The following is a 15,483-nucleotide window of genomic DNA, read 5'->3' as shown; positions in this document are numbered from 1 at the left end:
CTATTTCTCAATTGCAATACGATCGTCAAAAACAAAGCAAGTTCCTTGCCACAACGATTGTTCTTCAGGAATTTGGTCAAGATAATTTAATATGCCACCGTTTAATTGATATACTTTCTCAAATCCGAGATTTCGTAGGTAAGCGGTCGATTTTTCACATCGAATTCCACCTGTGCAAAACATTGCAATTTTTTTGTCCTTTTTATTCATAAGATGCGTTTCAACATACTCTGGGAAATCGCGAAAATTATCCGTTTTAGGATTGATGGCGTTTTGAAAGGTTCCAAGCCCAACCTCATAATTATTACGTGTATCGATCACGAGCACTTCTGGATCACGAATTAAGTGATTCCATTCTTCAGGAGAAACATGTTGCCCGGGATTATTTAGGGGATCAACCCCTTCAACGCCTAAGGTGACAATTTCTTTACGAAATTTAACTTTTGCTTTGGCAAAAGGAATAAAATCATCAAAAGTTTCTTTAAATGTTAAATCAGCGAAGGGAGGTAAGCTATGTAAAAAGTCGTAGAAAAAAGCCATGTCTGTGGCTGTGCCAGAAACGCTGCCATTAATTCCTTCATCGGCTAGGATTACGGTGCCGAAAAGGTTTTGATTGTTCATGAGTGTGAGCAACGGATCTTTTAGCGATTCATACTCTTTAAGCGGAACAAATTTATAAAAAGATGCGATGACATAAGGTTTCATGACATTACCTAAGACGATACTGGGTCTCTAAAAAGGACAACAAAATATCATATTTTAAAATTATAGTGAATATTGAAAGAAAAAAAATCCAAGGTCTATGTATCGCATAGTAATCGACTTATTGTTTAAGTTGAAACTGGACTAGCTGAAGTGTGCAAGTCAGTCTCGAGAGTCTGGTTTTCCTGCTGAATTTCTTTAAAGAACCCATTGCGGTTGGAAAAACTCATGGACGTGGTGGCTATAATTGGTGTTTCACTCTCCAGACGTGCTTTGAACGCGTTTTTAACAATGGGAGCTAAGTACTGATTTTTATCAATATTACTCAATAATTGTTGATTTTGCGTCTCTACCTCGGTTCTTAAATTTTGAAGATTAGATTTAATTTGCTTTAATTCATCAATTTGTTCTGCTTTTGTGGTTTTAAAAAATGAAGCGATGTATTTAGCGAGGAAATTAGAAATAGCTACTATGATCCCATCATATTTCGCTACAAATTTATCTATCTGGCTGTCTAGTGCATTGATTCTAGCTAAATTTGTTTTATTTTGATGAACATCAGCAATCAAATCTTCAAATGTTTCAGCTATTGCTTTGGCAGCCATCGTGGTTTGATACAACGATTCAATTTGATCAGAAGTATACCCTTTAAGTTCAGATTCAATGGATGGCAACGTTTCGATATCAAGATTGAAGAAAAGCACTAAATCGGTTAAAAGAGTCGTAATATCTCTATTGATTTCTCGAATACGTTGATTTAACAGATCTTCTGTTACATCAATACAATCCAGAAGAATTCGTTTACTTTCGCTATCAATCGTATCCGGAGCGAACACTTTTACTGTATTTTGAATAAACGTTGGAACAAAATGATGATAAAAACTTACAGGTATTGCGGTTGCCGTACTTAAAAGCCCATTAAACTGACTTTTATAAGTTGGGGTAGTAAGCCTACGATATTGATCTTCCCACCGAGTGCGTGTGGTTTCATCTAGAATCGATTGGAATTGTTCATAACTTAAAGCAACATCGAGATTTAATCGTAAAATATCAAGCAAATATTTTGTCTTATCGTGTTTATTCAGCGCCGAACGTAAATGAATAACATGCCGTAGTGATTCAAGAAGTTTTACTTTTGTGGCTAGCTTTTGTTGAAGTGTCGATAAGATATACTCACTTGAGCTTATTGTTTCTAATAGGTTCAGAAGGGGAGTTTCTGAAGACAAAAGACGACAATACGTTTGATTCAAACGTTGAAATACAGAAGGAGTCAGATCAGAGGTGGAGTCAGGCATAGTGTCCTCTTCTTGACGCTCTTAGACTTATTTCTTCAGGAATAATTATATGGAACCCCAGTTCGGAGTTTTTATGCTTTATAAACCGCGCCAAATCAACGATTACTTCGTTAAAATCAAATAAAAATGCTCGAATTAGCTCTGCTAGTCCTGCGCTTTTTATTTGATTTTGCCTCGTACTCCTTGATTTTGCTTGTTTATAAAGCATAAAAACTCCGAACTGGGGTTATATGGAAGTCATAGAGCATCACTTCGTTAATAAAAAACGCATTGTTGCGCTAAGATTATACAGTAAATGTATTTAAAAAACAATTGAAAAATTGTTTAGGCATTAGGAACGGTTTAGGTATTAGGGCTGCCTAAAATCTTTTTGAGAGTTGGATTTAAATGAGGTTTGTCGTATTGGTTAAAGTCATGGCGGAAATGGTGCGCTTTTCGTAAGGAAATAAACGCTTCCTTTTTATTTACAGCCTGTTTTAAAGCGATGGTCTCATTCATGGGATTATAAAGGTTCAAAACACAATCACCCCAGGTTGAATTCGGTGTGCAGGGGAGAGGTTGTTTTGAATCACTTGGAACAAACGTGAAATCCAGTCCTAAGGTCTCATGCAGTTGTTGGCTTAAATAGATGACGGCGTTTTGCTTTGCTTCCAAGCTGTGACCAGCAATATGGGGGGTGCATAAGGTGGCATAATTAATTATTTGTGGGTTTATATCTGGCTCATTAAGAAATACATCGGTGCAATAAATCAGAGATTTTTGGGAATTTAATAAGGCTTGTTCATTTACTATACCACCTCTAGAAGCATTAATCATGACGGTATTATTTGCTAAAGAGTGAAGAAAGGCTTCATCAATCAAGTTATAGCTTGGGTAGGGAGAGGCATGGTGGAGATTGGCGTGAATGGTTAGCAAAGAGCAACTCTCTAATGCGTGTAATTCATGAAATGTAAACCCTTTATTTTGCGAGACTTTAAATGGATCCACACAAAGTACCTCAAAGCCCAGTGCGAGCAAACGTGAGTAGACTCGACTGCCGACTTCTCCGAAACCAATAATGCCAGCTCGAGAATCCTGTAAGAGATGGGCTTGCTGCAAATAAGCAATGCTTGCAACCACATAATCAGCCACAGCATGGGCATTGCTGCCTTTTGCGTCAAACCATTGGATCCCTTGCGTCGCTAAATAATTGGTATCCAGATGATCAATCCCACTGCTTGCAGTTGCCACATAACGCACAGAACTATTTTTTAATAAATCTTGATTAACGTTTAACGTTGAACGGCAAATCAATACATCACTATCGTGCAAAAACGCTTTTAACTCCTCTTCCGAGCGATAAGTGCGTAAATTGAATGATTGCGCAAATAATTCAGCCAAACCGGGTAATGTTGCGTCTGCTAAAACGATCATAAGTTAAAAACAAGTTGAATTATGTGCAATGACCAGTACAACAAAGGACCGACTAACCAGCCTAGCATCCCAGTAAATAACAAAATTAATAAAATAAATAATCCATAAGGTTCAAGCCTTAGATAAAGATAGGATTGTTGTGGGGGAAGAAGACTTGCTACAATTCGACTACCATCTAGAGGAGGAACGGGGATTAAGTTGATATAAGCCAGAACGAGATTAATTAAAATACCAGCTTGTGAAGTTAACAATAAAAATAAAGCTGGGGAAGACGTATCAGGGCTAAATAAGGTAGAAAATTTCAAGCATCCCGCCCAAATAAGTGCCATCATGAAGTTAACACCAGGACCAGCAAAAGCAACAAGCGCCATATCACGCCTAGGTTGGCGAAGCTGCTGCCAATTAATTGGAACAGGCTTCGCCCAGCCGAACACAAAATGAAACTGAGTCACGATAGCGATGAAGATTGGAACCAATATCGTGCCAATTAAATCAATATGCTTAATTGGGTTTAAACTTAAGCGTCCAAGCATTTTAGCGGTTGTATCTCCACAACGATTCGCAATATAAGCGTGGGCTGCTTCATGTAAGGTAATCGCAAAGATTAATGGGAAAGCCCATATGGTTATTTTTTGAATAATTGTTAAAGTCTGCATGGATCCGATTTCTGGTTATTTTAGGATGATGGGTTCGTACAATTTAAAATGGCCATTGTTCCTTATTTTTTCCCATTTGAAAAGAGTCCTTTTATTATTAAAAAAATGGCTCAAATAACGCTTGATACAATTGTTTTAGCTGTATTTGTACAAGGATTTCACTAAAGTCCTTGTTTGTGTTATAATAACGCACTTTGTTGTAAGTTTGGTTTAAGTCATGAAATACCATATTAGAAATACCTTAAGAGACAAATTAGCGAAGGCAGGTTTTTTTGCTGATTCAGATAAAAACCGTATTCGAAATGATATTTTTCATCGCGTGATTAATGCGAATTTTAAACCGGAAACGGTGTTTAGTCATGCTCAAACTGAGCTGGATCGGTTATTCAACGAACAAGAATTGAATCGTTCAACTATTAAATTAGCTTTTGTTCGCGCTAAAGAAGTTGAGTGCATTGATAAACTTTGTGAAGGCTTAAAAGCGTTGATTCTTAGAGAAGCAGAAGAATTTGAATCTTTAGAAAGTCAAGGAAGTTTTGAAAAGGAAGATGCCTATTTACGTTTTCCTTATGATCCGAGTGCTTTGACTGCCGAGTTAACACAATGGGTAGAAGATGAGTATGCGCCAGTCGATGCTCGGATTGAAGTAAGTAAACATCGAAGAGTCAGACGTTATGATAGTCTTGCACGCATCCTTGCCTCTCAAAAACCTTCTTTATCCGTTTGTGGTGCAGTGACGATTGATACTACCACGGTTGAGCCCAGATTAATTATTGGAGCAAACATAAGTTTCTCCGAAGGGGCAGCTGATTTTTTAAAGGAAATTAAAGCTAAATTATCGGTGTTGAAGTCTTTCTTTTCAATGTATCGATTTGGATACGCCGACTTACCTGATCCCTCTCATTGTCATGAACTATCATTAAAACTATTTCATGATTTATTTCCTACTTATTTAGATTCCACTCAAACAGGTAAAGAAATTAGCGCACTTGAACAAGCGGTGTTTAAGCTGACTCATGCCGTATTGTATGATTCAGAAACATTTTCAGAAGAAGAGAAGGATGCTTTCTTAAACACAGCTGTAATTTTACTTCCCTCAATTGTAGAGGATCATATTGAATTACTCGTTACTCATGCAACACCAAGAGGGTTTCTTCAAAGCCATGAATCATTGCATCCGTTATTAGATGCTAGAGATTTAAGATATGTTCATGCGGAACAACTCATTGCAACGTATCTTTATATGCATTTAGAGATCCCTAAAGAAACAGCCTATATTTTCGGCATCTCCAAACTGTGTTGCGCGACATGCAGTGAGTTTTTAGAAGAATATCCAAACGTCATTTTTAGAGGCCATCATCAACAGCAATATGAAGGGGTCATTAATTTAAACACCGGAATTCGTTCGCCTTTAACAACCGTGAAAAAAGGCCCCACTGCTGCCGATAGTAGTCCATTTAAAACACCCATAAGATCTCTTACAAGCCGAACCTCAGCAGCCAGTGCATCGCACGAAGATACAGATACAGAGTTAGAGATACCAAGAGTCCCAAGAGCGATACGATTTGGTGTACAAAAAACGCTTTTTGGTGAAACCACTGTAGCTGCACCGGCAGAGACGCAGGGGCGGGCTTCAGGTACTCCAAGTCCTACTGACTTGCTTATGAGTCATGGGGTATTTAGCTTAAGGTTTCCTCCTAGCCCTTCGGCGGAACTAGAACGAGACTTAGCCGTTCGCTCACCATCACCATCTTGTTAAACAAAAGCCTGGCAATTCATGCTGAGCTCTAATATGATTGCGAATTATTTTCACTCATATACATGAGACGCGTAAATTGCCAAAGCTAAACCCCTATTTACAGCTGATTCTCTTATCACTGGTGTTGTTTCTACCAGGAATAGCTAGTTTGCCCGTTATTGATCGCGATGAGGCGCATTTCGCTCAAGCCACAAGGCAAATGTTGCAAACCGATTCTTATTTCCAGATCCGATTTCAAGAAAAAACCCGATTCCAAAAGCCACCTGGAATCAATTGGCTACAAGCTGCCAGTGTTTCACTCTTTAGTCATGCCGATGCGAATGCTATTTGGCCTTATCGGATCCCCTCTTTTCTCGGGGCGTTATTGGCTGTTTTGCTTACTTTTTATTTTACAAGTCAATTTATTCCTGAGCAAACGGCACTTCTTGCCTCAGCGTTTCTGGCTAGTTCATTATTGTTAGTTGTCGAAGCCCATATGGCTGTGATTGACACCTCTTTATTATCTTCGGTTGTGCTCATGCAGGGTGCTCTTTGGATGATTTATCATGCGGGGTATAAAGAGAATAAGGCTTATTGGGGGTGGGCTCTTATCTTTTGGCTTGCCATGGCGTATGGTTTCGTTTTAAAAGGCGTAACACCGTTGGTGGGTGTTTTGTCCATCGTTACACTATGTGTTATCGATAAACGCATTCGCTGGCTACGAGGGTTGCATTTATTCTGGGGATTGGGTTTATTTTTAGCTTTAAGCTTAACTTGGTTATTTCTTGTTAATGTCGCAGAACAAAGTAATTACCTCTTGCAAATGGTTCATAAAGACCTTCTACCTAAGCTTCAGGGAGGGCATGAATCTCATGGAAAACCTCCTTTATTTCATTTAGCAATTCTACCTCTAACCCTTTGGCCCGCTTCACTATTTTTATGGCAGGGAGTAGCTTATGCCTTTAAAGAAAAACATCAACCGATTGTAAAATTTTTGTTGGCTTGGATTATCCCTACTTGGGTGTTTTTTGAGTTAATGCCGACGAAGTTGCCACAATATGTGTTGCCGACTTTTCCTGCTATTACGCTTTTGCTTGCACTCGGAATACAGGCAAGTCAATCCAAAAGAGAACAGGGGAAATGGCTTCGGATTTTACAAGTATTATGGGGCGTGTTAACGATTGGGTTAGCAATTTTTCTGTTGATTTTGCCCTATCTCGTCATGCATCAAGTGACGTTTTCTGCGATTTTTATCTTTTGGGTTTTATGCATCCTAGGCGTAACAAGTGTTTATTTTGCCTGGAAGGGGAGATATAAACCTGCCAGTTACAGTGTGCTGCTCGCAGCGCTCTTATCCTATCCTTTAATTTTTTCGTGTTTATTACCAGAGCTTAGACCGGTGTGGATTTCTCATAATATTGCAGAAGTTATTCATCCGAAAGCAATTTCTGAAGAAAATCCTTTGTTTGTGGTAGGGTATGGTGAACCCAGTTTAGTCTTTTATTTAAATACAAAAAATGTTCTCTTTACCGATGAGAACGTAGCCCTTAATCGTCTTAATCAATCACAAGGATTGCTTTTAATTGATGAAGAAAACTTTGCAAAACTCGCTCATTATGACGGGTTAACGATACTTGCGCGGATTCATGGATTCAACTACAGCAAAGGAAAATGGGTGAAGCTTCTTTTAGTTGAGGGCAAGAACAGCCCATCAAATAACAATCAAGTTATTGAAAAAAATAGAATATTTTAACCACATCAAAGGCCTATTATGAATACATTCAATAAAAATACCTCAATGCCATTTGACCGATTGGTATCTGTTATGGCAAACCCTTGGTTTGCAATTGGCTATGTTTTATTAATTGCACTGTGTTTTTTATATGTTGACCAACCTTTAGCACTTTTTTTTCAAAGTCTTGACCTAGAATCCAATTTACTAATTTTAGTGTGGATAACGAATATAGGTTTAGGAGGAATTTATATTGTTTCGTTTTTTTTATTGGCGATGTTGTTTCGTTATGTGTATCGTCAACCAATCTGGGAAAAAAGAGCTTGGTTCTTATGGTTATGCGTGGTTATCCCAAGTTTAATTTGTATCGTTTTAAAATATTCTCTGGGTCGTGCTCGTCCCATGTTATTGTTTAATGAGGGGCTGTACGGATTTTATGGCTTTAAAACCAAGGCTTCATTCTGGTCGTTTCCTTCTGGCCATACGACGAACATTATAGGCGTTGCCTTAGGCCTTTGTATTATTTTCCCGAAACATGCTTACACCTTTCTTATGGTTGCTTTTTGCATTGCAATCTCAAGAGTTCTATTAACCCATCATTATTTAAGTGATGTGTTAATGGCCGCTTACTTGTCATTTATTGAAGTGAGCATCATCTATTGGTGGTATCGGCGAACATTTGATGCATCTCAGCTCCCTGTGATACAACGTTGCCGTGCTTAATTTTCCTTCAGCGCATAGGATGTGCGCCTGCCGGGATGACTTTAGGCAGTTTACGAAAGTTTTCTGACAAAGAGATCTTGCCAGCTCTGAGCTTTATGTTTGGGAATGGTTGGCTAATTCCCTTTGATCTAGAACCGAATCGTGAAATTACGATATAATGCCTAACTTTTGACGAGTTAGGTGCCTACGATGTCCGTTGAATCGCCAGTTGAATTATCAATTATCATTCCAGTCTACAATGAAGTGGATAATGTAGAAGCCTTATATCAAGAAATTGTTGCTTCGCTGCCCATAAGCCAATATCGTTTTGAAGTGATTTATGTGGATGATGGCAGTACCGATGGCACAAAAGAAAAATTAGGGGCTCTTGCTAAAATCTATGATAATCTTCAGGCAGTTTTTCATAAGGGCAATTATGGACAAAGTGCAGCGCTCTTAAGTGGCGCCCGAACTGCTCGTTATCCTACCTTGGTTACCATGGATGGTGATGGTCAAAATGATCCTGCTGATATTCCAAGTTTATATCAGCATGCTTTAACGCCGAAAACCGTTGTCTTAGGCAATCGCCAAAAGCGCGATGATAATGCGCTGCGTCGTTTATCATCTAGGGTTGGAAATCGTGTTCGACAATGGATACTTCATGATGAGTGCCCAGACACTGGCTGTAGCTTAAAGCTTTTCCCTCGTGAAGCGTTCTTAATGTTGCCCCACTTTAATCATATGCATCGATTTATGCCGGCGTTATTTAAACGCGCAGGGTATCAACTTGTTAATGTTAAAGTGAACCATCGTCCGCGTCGGCACGGCGTTTCGAAATATGGCGTAATGAACCGATTGTTTGTAGGTATTCATGATTTAATAGGGATGCGCTGGTTACTTAAACGCCCCTGTGCACCGGAGGTTTATCATGTTGAACATTGAGTATGTATGGTTGGGCGTTGGGCTTTTAGGCCAAGCAATATTCTCAGCACGTTTTATAGTTCAATGGTTAGTCAGTGAAAAAGTGAAACGGAGTGTGATTCCGGTGGCGTTTTGGTATTTAAGTTTATTAGGTGGTGTCACATTATTGGCTTATTCAGTTTATAAGCGTGATCCGGTGTTCATTTTGGGCCAATCAACAGGCGTCTTTATTTATTCCAGAAATTTATTGCTTATTCAACGAGAGCGCACCTCACGCAGCCAAAAATTAAAAGAAGTATAAGAATATCCGACATTCAGCACCCTAGTATTTTTTAGCAAAAAAAGACGCCGGTGTCGGAATGTCGTAATATAATTATCATAACGAAATAGGTACGTTATCGTATAAGGGTACATGTAATGGACCACAGAGCCTTTACCAAGTGCAATAGTCGTTTATCGTTTCATGCACTTATCTATAGGGTTATAAGCATGGTTTTGGCACGAATCTCGCTGATTACATCATGTTTAACCTTAGTCATTATTCTTATCGCACTACCAGTACAGGCCAATACCAAATCGCCATGGTATACCGTAGGCCCCGATCAACAGGTAACGTTACATGTTGATTTATTCATGTCTTCGACGTGTCCACATTGTCATAAAGCGGATGAATATTTTAAAGAAGTTGCACCGAACTATCCTTGGCTTAAGTTTGAGCGTCATATAATTGATAAAGATAAAGCCGCGTTAAAATTATTTTATGAACGACTTCAATCACAAGATGTTAATAATTTCGCCGTTCCTGCTTTTTTCTTTTGCGATTCTAGGTGGGTGGGTTTTGCCGACGCTGAACGCTCTGGAAAGCCTTTATTGAATGCAATGACTTATTGTCGCGATGAAATAAAAAAATACGGAACATTACCACAAGCGACGATTAGTGTATTAAGGGCGAAAGGTTCTGCTAGTCAATATGAAATTGATAGTTGGATTGCTCGGAATCCTCAATTATTCATCCCCTTATCTGGCTTGATGGATGCTGTTACTCCATGTTCTTTATTTATCTATTTGGTGCTTTTCGCTTTTGTATCTTTATATCCAGGATTTAAAAACCAACAAGCTATGATAGGAATAATCTTTATTACAACGTTATGGATTCTTACCTATTTTAAGTTGGCATTTACAAATCTTTATTATGAATGGTTTAATGCCTTGAGATGGATTGCGAATGCATTTGGATTAATCTTCTTACTGTATCTGGTTTTTTATGGGTTTCGCTCCCAACTAAAAATAAATAAGCCTATGCCTAGGATATGGCCTTTTATTATTTTAACTACAGTTTTCGTTTTTTCTTATCAGCAATTCTGTTTAATGAATGTTGGTTTGATTTTTGAACAGTGGCTAATTGGCCAATCGCTTACTTCTCTTCAACGTGTCACATATCTCTTTATGTATTCATTGTTTTATATCATTCCGTTTATTCTTTTTTTCCTAATTTATTTTTTCTCAACGTATTTAAAGCGCATGCAATCTTATCATAAACAGCTATACATTAGTGCTTGGGTTTTTCTTTTAGGAGTCGCTATTATTTTACTTTTGAAACCTATTTGGCTTTCTAAACTCATATACTCCTATGTTGTTTTGTTGATTGCACTTCTTGTAGGCTGGATATTGCCGTATTGGAGATCCAGGCATGAAGAAAAATAATTCATATCCTAATTATTTTCCGATCGCCTATGAAGTTGAAGCAGGCAAAGCCTATCGATGGTGTGGGTGTGGAAAGTCAAAACAACAACCGCTTTGTGATCGTGAAGACTGTGGAGAGCTTTGTAAAGTGTATCGCGCTTTAGTGACCGAAACGGTTCTCTTTTGCGCATGTAAAAAAACGAAAGAGCCGCCTTTTTGTGATGGATCACATTCTGAATTGCTGCTTAAGAAGAAGTAACCTTGAGAGAATGTCTTACAAAGCAGATAAGATAGATCACCTTGATTTAAGGCGCTCTATTTGCGATCATTAGGATAATTTGTTATGCAGGTGTGCAATGAGTAAACTCAAAGATATACCCGTTGTCGTTGAAAGTGGTCATAAATATAAGACAAAGCAGGGGTTTGTAGCGATAAAAGATGGGGTTAAATCAGCCTCATCGTCATATGAACGTCTCCCAAAGCCCAAATGGTTACGGATTGTGAATCATACATCACCTGCTTATGAACAGGTTAAGCATCAAGTTAAAGAACATCGATTAGCGACCGTTTGCGAAGAAGCCAAATGCCCGAATATTGCAGAATGCTGGTCACATGGCACTGCTACCATCATGTTGATGGGTGAGGTTTGTACTAGAGCATGCCGATTTTGTTCGGTAGATACCGGAAATCCGCGCGGCTGGCTTGATGAAGAAGAGCCGTACAATACGGCTAAAACGGTTTCATTAATGAACTTGGATTACGTGGTATTAACTTCGGTGAACCGCGATGATCTCCCCGATGGTGGTGCAAAGCATTATGCCGATACTATTCGTGCTATCAAATCCCAATGCCCTCATACTAAAGTGGAAGCATTAACTCCTGATTTTCAAGGGAATCACAGCGATATTGCTTTGCTACTAGAGAGTGGGGTAGATGTTTTCGCACAAAACGTTGAAACCGTAGAGCGCTTAACTCATCCAGTTCGCGATAATCGGGCAGGGTATTGGCAAACCATTAATTTACTTGGATTTGCAAAGCAGTACCGACCAGATGTACTGACTAAAACCAGTTTAATGCTAGGGCTTGGTGAGACCGATGAAGAAATCATCCAAACGATGGATGATTTGCGTAGTCAACAAGTGGATATTCTCACCCTGGGACAGTACTTACAACCTACAAAAAATCATTTACCTGTTACACGATATGTAACCCCAGAGACATTCAATCAATTACGACAAATTGGCCTAAAGAAAGGATTTTTTGAAGTAGCCTCAGGCCCCTTGGTTCGTTCAAGCTATCGAGCCGACCGAGTCTTTAAACGAGACAATCTAGGCTTGTAACCGACATTCCGCACCTGCGTCTTTTTTGCTAAAAATTGAGAAATACTATGCTGTGGAATGTCGGTTGTAATCACCACACCAAGCCGCACGAACACCTGACACCTGACACCTGACACCTACTTCTCTGCCAATACCACATCAATAATGTGCGTATCATGATATGGAAAGGTAAAAATTTTACTAAATAATCGTTTTAAACGATGAAGTAAAAAATTTTTAGGTAAGAGCTTAATGGAAAGACTATTTAAAAACCAAGTCCCTTCAATGCCAAACATCACTAATTCATCAATATCATTGATTGTGATTGGTATTTCTAAACGATCGTGCGCAATTACCTTGAATTGATGTTGGCAAAACGCTTGCATTAATTCCTCTTTTCCTGCCGCAACCGTAGTATTTTTAACAATGGCTTTATAATAATGTCCCACAATTCGACTTAATACACTTTCTTGCGTAATAAAATGAGCAAGCTGCTCCTGAGCGACTGGAAAGGACTCATAAGTGGTGGTAATTAAAGAGAAATGTCCTGAAGCTCTTGTTAAAAGCTTAGCTTGGCCAAATAGTGTATTAATAGGAATATAAGCATTAATAAAATGCGCAAGGACTAAATCTTGGCTGTGATGTGGCAATAAGTGACTTGCTTCTGTAGCACTAGCCTCAATAGTCGTTAAATCCAAGGCTTGTTGAGCGCGTGCAAGCATTTCAGGCGAAACATCAATACCTGTAAACAAAGCATCAGGCATATGTTGCTCTAATTCTTTTAGAAAAGCACCATTCCCAACGCCTAGATCCAGTACTTTATAGTTCGGTTTCTGGCCTAAATTGGCATACTTAATCTGCTCAATCGCACGCTGATGACTTTTACTTATCGACCCAAATCGATTGGCTACACAATAGCGACTGGCAATATTGTTATACATGGCCTTTAAGGTCATGTAGTAATCCTAATCTCGTTCATGAGGTGAGTATATCCTCTATTGAATCGTTTTGCAGTAGAGATATCTAAAACTTTCATCCAAATTTTTGTTCATTATTAAATCGTTTAGAATTTGACTAAAGCATGATGCCTTGATAGTATTTCGCGAGCTTTAGACTGAGTTATATTGGTGGTGCCATTGCTAATTTTTAGCGTACTAGCCCCTTTGACGATGTTCGGATGCTCCTCAATTTCCCACGGCTTGAATGCAGAAACTACGAATTTATCCGGGTTCATCAAATTGCGGGGCAGGGTAATGAAAGTTAGACGAGCAGTTAATTTTTAGCAACTCAAATCAAGCAATTATAACGAAGTTTGATTATATTTTTAATGGAATGGTGTCTATGTGCGGAATTGCAGGAATCTTTAATCTAAAAAAAAACACAATAGATAATCTAGTCAATAAACTTTCGGTTATGAATGACCTGCTTGCGCATCGTGGACCCGATGACGAAGGAATTTGGACCAATCAAGAACAAAGCATCGGTCTTGCTCATCGCAGATTAAGCATTATCGATTTATCAACGCACGCTCATCAGCCTATGGTTTCTCAAACCGGGGATGTTATTGTTTATAACGGGGAATTATACAATCACATCGAGCTTAGAAAGTCCTTGTCACCTCATTGGACATTTGTCTCAAACTCCGATACGGAAGTAATTCTTGCAGCTTACAAAGTCTTTGGGGTGGAGTGCGTAAAACATTTTAAAGGCATGTTTGCTTTTGCTATCTGGGATGGCGAAAAACTCTTTTGTGCTCGTGATCATTTCGGAATAAAGCCGTTCTATTATACGAGGCTGAAAAACGAGTTTATCTTCGCTTCAGAAAGTAAGGCATTAATGCCTTTTCTTCCTGAAATAAAAACAAATCGAAAAGCGTTTGTTGAATATATTACCTTTCAATATCCTATGGGAGAAGAAACACTTTTTTGTGATGTGTTGCAATTAGAGCCTGCCCATGCGATGTTGATCACCCCAGAAAAGCAAAAAATTTGGCGATACTGGGATGTACATTACCATATAGATTATGATCATACTCAAACCTATTTCGCTAATCGACTTGAAGAAATCATTCATGAGTCAATTCAAGTCCATCTTCGCGCAGACGTTAATCTAGGTGCTTATGTCAGTGGCGGGGTGGATTCAAGTCTTATCGGTATTTTGGCAACCCGAGAAAAAAATCAATCTCTGCCTTTTTTCCATGGTCGTTTTTTAGAAGATAAATCTTACGACGAAAGTGAATATGCCCAATACGCCGCACAAAAATGTGGCACAAAGCTTCACGTTCGCGATATCACCGCGCGAGAGTTTCAAGAACATTTCAGCAAAATCATTTATCATATGGACTTTCCAGTCGCAGGGCCTGGTGTATTTCCCCAATATATGGTTTCTGAAATGGCAGCTCAGCAAGTTAAAGTAGTGTTGGGTGGACAAGGAGGCGATGAAATATTTGGTGGATATGCGCGTTATGTGATTGCTTATTTTGAACAATGCATGAAGGCGGCTATTGAAGGCAATTATAAAAAAGGGAACTTTGTTGTTACCGCAGAATCGATTATTCCAAATCTTGAAGTACTTAACGCTTATAAGCCCTTACTTAAGCGTTTTTGGAGTAAGGGATTATTTGAACCTTTAGAAAGTCGTTATTTTGCTTTAGTGGACCGCGGTGCGGATCTGGATGGGGAAGTGACGTTGACTTCTGTCGAACGAGATCAAGTATATAGCCAATTTCTGAATGTATTTAATACCGCAAAATTTGAAAAAGCAGAATCATATTTTGATAGCATGACGCATTTTGATTTTAAATGCTTGCTACCGGGTTTGCTCCACGTTGAGGACCGTGTGAGCATGGCTCATGGTCTTGAATCCCGCGTTCCTTTTTTATATGCCCCATTAATTGAATTTATGGCAACCATTCCTGCGAACATCAAATTCAAAGATGGACGTATGAAGCATTTGTTGAAACAAACCTATTCGGACGTTCTTCCCTCTCAAATCGTTAATCGTAAAGATAAAATGGGCTTTCCCGTGCCTTTAACGGAGTGGATGCAGGGCGAACTCAAAGAGTATATTTATGACATCCTTGCGGCTGGAAATTCCAGAAAAGATGGCTTTATTGATTATCAAAAAATAATTCAAAATTTTAATAAAACCGGAAAATTTAGTCGTAAAACTTGGGGATTTTTGTGTTATGAAATCTGGCAGCAGCAATTTCATGACCAAGCTTACCGATTTAAATCACTGCTAAGCAATAAAACGAGGGCCGATAGTTCAAGCCATGTTGCCCATGCAACGGCATGACAAGTGTGGTCTAATCTGCAAAAAA

15 protein-coding genes are annotated in these 15,483 nt (G+C 38.8%); 9 read left to right on the top strand and 6 right to left on the bottom strand.

Annotated features, from left to right (window positions below; genetic code table 11):
- The 5 genes from trhO to E1O41_RS03535 form a co-directional block, all read right to left on the bottom strand.
- Positions 1–705: an oxygen-dependent tRNA uridine(34) hydroxylase TrhO gene (trhO, locus tag E1O41_RS03550; protein ID WP_131775938.1), complete on the bottom strand. Its 705-nt coding sequence runs from the start codon at positions 703–705 to the stop codon at positions 1–3.
- A 125-nt stretch (positions 706–830) separates the two neighbouring features.
- The gene (locus E1O41_RS03545; RefSeq protein WP_131775937.1) at positions 831–1,997 is read right to left on the bottom strand and encodes a hypothetical protein; all 1,167 of its coding nucleotides are present in this window, start codon (positions 1,995–1,997) and stop codon (positions 831–833) included.
- Positions 1,990–2,205 carry a hypothetical protein gene (locus tag E1O41_RS11830; RefSeq protein ID WP_207384501.1) on the bottom strand — a complete coding sequence of 72 codons (216 nt, stop codon included), beginning with the start codon at positions 2,203–2,205 and terminating at the stop codon, positions 1,990–1,992. The genes E1O41_RS03545 and E1O41_RS11830 overlap by 8 nt, the downstream gene beginning before the upstream one ends.
- A 134-nt stretch (positions 2,206–2,339) precedes the next feature.
- Entirely contained in the window at positions 2,340–3,410 is a 1,071-nt protein-coding gene (locus E1O41_RS03540) for a 4-phosphoerythronate dehydrogenase (protein ID WP_131775936.1), read from the bottom strand.
- The gene (locus E1O41_RS03535; protein WP_131775935.1) at positions 3,407–4,066 is read right to left on the bottom strand and encodes a site-2 protease family protein; all 660 of its coding nucleotides are present in this window, start codon (positions 4,064–4,066) and stop codon (positions 3,407–3,409) included. The genes E1O41_RS03540 and E1O41_RS03535 overlap by 4 nt, the downstream gene beginning before the upstream one ends.
- A 217-nt stretch (positions 4,067–4,283) precedes the next feature.
- Here E1O41_RS03535 and E1O41_RS03530 point away from each other — a divergent pair, with 217 nt between their 5' ends.
- The 8 genes from E1O41_RS03530 (at position 4,284) to lipA (ending at position 12,182) form a co-directional block, all read left to right on the top strand.
- Complete coding sequence (locus E1O41_RS03530; RefSeq protein WP_131775934.1) at positions 4,284–5,825, top strand: hypothetical protein; 1,542 nt, start codon at positions 4,284–4,286, stop codon at positions 5,823–5,825.
- A gap of 76 nt (positions 5,826–5,901) precedes the next feature.
- Positions 5,902–7,557: an ArnT family glycosyltransferase gene (locus tag E1O41_RS03525; protein WP_131775933.1), complete on the top strand. Its 1,656-nt coding sequence runs from the start codon at positions 5,902–5,904 to the stop codon at positions 7,555–7,557.
- An 18-nt stretch (positions 7,558–7,575) separates the two neighbouring features.
- Entirely contained in the window at positions 7,576–8,259 is a 684-nt protein-coding gene (locus E1O41_RS03520; protein ID WP_131775932.1) for a phosphatase PAP2 family protein, read from the top strand.
- 189 nt (positions 8,260–8,448) lie between these two features.
- Positions 8,449–9,180, top strand: coding sequence for a glycosyltransferase family 2 protein (locus E1O41_RS03515; RefSeq protein ID WP_131775931.1), 732 nt, complete (start codon positions 8,449–8,451; stop codon positions 9,178–9,180).
- On the top strand, positions 9,167–9,460 hold the full coding sequence (locus E1O41_RS03510) for a lipid-A-disaccharide synthase N-terminal domain-containing protein (RefSeq protein WP_229669311.1): 294 nt from the start codon (positions 9,167–9,169) through the stop codon (positions 9,458–9,460). The genes E1O41_RS03515 and E1O41_RS03510 overlap by 14 nt, the downstream gene beginning before the upstream one ends.
- Positions 9,461–9,576: 116 nt before the next feature.
- On the top strand, positions 9,577–10,863 hold the full coding sequence (locus tag E1O41_RS03505; RefSeq protein WP_131775930.1) for a glutaredoxin family protein: 1,287 nt from the start codon (positions 9,577–9,579) through the stop codon (positions 10,861–10,863).
- Complete coding sequence (locus tag E1O41_RS03500; protein WP_131775929.1) at positions 10,850–11,101, top strand: CDGSH iron-sulfur domain-containing protein; 252 nt, start codon at positions 10,850–10,852, stop codon at positions 11,099–11,101. The genes E1O41_RS03505 and E1O41_RS03500 overlap by 14 nt, the downstream gene beginning before the upstream one ends.
- A 97-nt stretch (positions 11,102–11,198) precedes the next feature.
- Positions 11,199–12,182 (top strand): lipoyl synthase, encoded by a 984-nt coding sequence (lipA, locus tag E1O41_RS03495; RefSeq protein ID WP_131775928.1) that lies wholly within the window; start codon positions 11,199–11,201, stop codon positions 12,180–12,182.
- A gap of 116 nt (positions 12,183–12,298) precedes the next feature.
- Here the strand turns inward: lipA and E1O41_RS03490 are convergent, their stop codons facing one another.
- Positions 12,299–13,117, bottom strand: coding sequence for a class I SAM-dependent methyltransferase (locus E1O41_RS03490; RefSeq protein WP_131775927.1), 819 nt, complete (start codon positions 13,115–13,117; stop codon positions 12,299–12,301).
- 385 nt (positions 13,118–13,502) lie between these two features.
- Between E1O41_RS03490 and asnB the strand changes: the two genes are divergently transcribed.
- Positions 13,503–15,458, top strand: a complete 1,956-nt coding sequence (gene asnB, locus E1O41_RS03485) for an asparagine synthase (glutamine-hydrolyzing) (protein ID WP_131775926.1) — start codon at positions 13,503–13,505, stop codon at positions 15,456–15,458.
- The last annotated feature ends 25 nt before the right edge of the window (positions 15,459–15,483 follow it).

The organism is Legionella impletisoli, assembly GCF_900639875.1.
Taxonomy (GTDB): domain Bacteria; phylum Pseudomonadota; class Gammaproteobacteria; order Legionellales; family Legionellaceae; genus Legionella_A; species Legionella_A impletisoli.
This window is presented reverse-complemented; position numbering and strand designations above follow the sequence as displayed.